Below are 3,213 nucleotides of genomic sequence, written 5' to 3'. Positions count from 1 at the left end.
TGGTTGTGCGGTAGATTTTGTGTGTAGGCTTCTTCATTTGAAAATTATATCGCTGAAAAAGCCTTTACAGATAGGTTTGTGCAACAAAGCCCTTAGTTGAAAAAAATTTTAGATTTCATGCTCACACACCACCTAAAACAAAAAATATCTGATTGATTTTACAGGCTTTTAATTTAAGGTTTTATTCTACCCACTCGCAATATCAATGTTTAGTATCACGACTCACTAACTCATTAACTAAATATGGAGCAGTACGGCTATCTTGATTTTCTGTTATTTGTTTTGGTGTTCCTGCCACAACAATATTCCCACCAGCATTTCCAGCACCTGGTCCCACATCAATCACCCAATCTGCTTGTGCAACGGCACGCATATCATGCTCAATCATAACCACGGTATTACCCGCATCGACTAATCGCTGCAATTGAACTAACAATCGATCTACATCTGATGGATGCAAACCTGTAGTTGGCTCATCAAGTATATACAGTGTATTTCCACGCTGATTGCGTTGCAGCTCGGTCGCCAATTTAATACGTTGCGCTTCTCCACCAGATAGTTCAGTCGCTGGTTGCCCTAAACGTAAATAACCAAGGCCAATTTCCTTTAATAATTGTAGTGAACGAGCAATCGAGACCTCTCCATCAAAAAAATCACGTGCTTCATTGACGGTCATTCCTAATACTTCAGCAATATTACGTCCATTCCAGCGAATTTTCAGAGTGTCATCATTATATCGAGCACCATGACATGTCGGACAAGGGGCATATACACTTGGCATAAACAATAATTCTACACTGACAAAGCCTTCACCTTCACAAGTTTCACATCGCCCTTTAGCCACATTAAACGAAAAACGTCCAGCATCATAATGAGCTTGGCGAGCTTCAGGAGTCCCAGCAAATAACTTTCTAACATGATCAAATAAACCCGTATAAGTTGCCAGATTAGAACGTGGAGTACGGCCAATTGGTTTTTGATCAACCTGTACCAGACGCTGTATAGCCTCCACATCACCAGCCAGAGAACCCTGTGTAACCTCGGTAACCAACATTCCTTCATTTAAAGGATTATTTTCATTATTGTTTTCAGTTTCAGATTCATTGCCTAAATATGAAAGTACTAACTCGGGTAAAGCTTGAGAAACGAGACTAGATTTACCTGAACCTGAAATACCTGTAACTGCTGTAAGTACACCAAGAGGTATACGAGCATCAATATTATGCAGGTTATGTCGGTAAATATTGTTAAGTTCAAGCCAACCAGAGGGTGTACGTCCATAACTTTGAGTAACTGGGATTTTATTAAATAAATAACTTGCAGTACGTGAAGCTGAAATCTCACTTAAACCCTGAGGTACTCCACTATATAAAATATTACCACCTTGCTCTCCTGCATCTGGTCCAACATCCACTAACCATTGAGCACGACGCATGAGCTCTAAATCATGCTCTACAACAAATACGGAGTTTCCAGCGTCTCTTAATTTATCGAGAGAATCATATAATGACTGACTATCTGAAGGATGTAATCCAGCAGACGGTTCATCCAGTACATAAACTACACCAAATAGCATAGAACTTAATTGTGTTGCTAACCGCAAACGTTGTAACTCTCCCGCTGAAAGAGTCGGTGTGGCTCTATCTAATGTTAGATAACCAAGACCTAACTGGCGTAATTGATTTAAACGCCCCACCACACCATTTGCTAAACGCTGCGCAGCAATTTTCTTTTCATCTGAAAGTGCTGACGTACGTCTTACATCTGGAGATACAGAATGCACTGCTCTACCTGTTGTTGCTCGTTCAGATCTATCAAGTTGGGTTACTTTATTATTAGTCTTTTCTCCAGCATCATGAGCGTCGAAATTGCCTAGAACAATGGGCTCAAGCAGGCAAGTTAACTTATCCAAAGAAAGTTGCATAAACTCACCAATATCTACTCCAGCAAAGGTAATAGATAAGGCTTCTGGTTTAAGGCGTTTACCATGACAGGAAGGGCATATTTTTCCTTCCATAAAACGTGAAACACGTTTTTTCATCAACGTACTTTGGGTATTAGCAAAAGTATGAAGGACATAGCGACGAGCACCAGTGAAAGTGCCCATATAGCTGGGTTCTAGTTTACGTTTAAGTGCAGATTGAGTCTCAGCGGGGCTTAAACCAGCATAGACAGGAACTGTTGGGGTTTCTTGAGTAAATAAAATCCAGTCTCTATCCGATTGCGGTAAATCTTTCCATGGTCGATCAACATCATACCCTAGGGTTACTAGGATATCGCGTAAGTTTTGCCCGTGCCAAGCAGGTGGCCATGATGCGATAGCTCTCTCACGAATACTGAGTGTTGGGTCAGGAACCATTGTCGATTCTGTAACTTCATAAATGTGACCTAAACCATGACAGGTAGGACAAGCACCTTGAGGAGTGTTCGGTGAAAAGTCCTCGGCATATAACATTGGCTGATCGGCAGGATATGCACCAGCACGCGAATAAATCATTCGCACGAGACTTGATAAAGTTGTTACACTTCCAACAGAAGAACGGGTATTACTTACACCACGTTGTTGTTGCAATGCTACTGCTGGTGGTAGACCATCAATAGCATCAACATCTGGTACTCCGGCCTGATCTATTAAGCGTCTTGCATAAGGTGCAACAGATTCGAAATATCTTCTTTGTGCTTCAGCAAAAATAGTTCCAAAAGCAAGTGATGATTTTCCTGAACCCGATACACCTGAGAAAACAACAAGTGCATTTCTTGGGATAGAAACATCTACATCCTTAAGGTTATGCTCACGTGCACCTCGAACTTCAATACAATTATTAGATAAAGTAATGTTATTGTGTTCACCAAAAGAATGTATTTTCATGTTTCTACGAGCCTGTAAATTATTTTGTGTAAGTCTCATTTTTTATAAATGATCTTTTAATCGATCATCGAACTGAATCGTAAACCAATTCATTGCTAAACGCCAATTTTGAGTTGGCATGGTCCATTTTTTAGCAGCATTTGAAGTTGCTAAATAAATGACCCTTTTCACTGAATCATCAGAAGTGAACCGTACCGGGTTTGTCGGAGAGTCAATATTCTGAGATGAGAAGCATTGCTTCGCAAGACGTAGCGAAGCGTAGTGTCCCGATGACAAAATTAAAATATACCCCTGAAATCAGAGAAAGAGCGGTTCAATTATTGATTGAATCTGAAAAAGATTAT

The 3,213-nt window shown here is 40.4% G+C and carries 1 protein-coding gene and 1 pseudogene; both read right to left on the bottom strand.

The genetic code is table 11. The features are described 5' to 3' along the window. Positions 1–202: 202 nt before the first annotated feature. On the bottom strand, positions 203–2,869 hold the full coding sequence (locus NI469_RS15545; protein WP_180087647.1) for an excinuclease ABC subunit UvrA: 2,667 nt from the start codon (positions 2,867–2,869) through the stop codon (positions 203–205). Between the two features lie 42 nt (positions 2,870–2,911). Beyond that, positions 2,912–3,058: pseudogene (locus NI469_RS15540) on the bottom strand (IS256 family transposase); the annotation flags it as partial. Between the last annotated feature and the right edge of the window lie 155 nt (positions 3,059–3,213).

It is taken from the genome of Acinetobacter lwoffii (assembly GCF_024129735.1).
In the GTDB taxonomy this organism is placed as follows: domain Bacteria; phylum Pseudomonadota; class Gammaproteobacteria; order Pseudomonadales; family Moraxellaceae; genus Acinetobacter; species Acinetobacter lwoffii_H.
This window is presented reverse-complemented; position numbering and strand designations above follow the sequence as displayed.

Bases quoted from the DNA above. Each gene is read 5' to 3' on its own strand.
- NI469_RS15545 (WP_180087647.1), bottom strand. From the start codon at position 2,869: ATGAAAATACATTCTTTTGGTGAACACAATAACATTACTTTATCTAAT.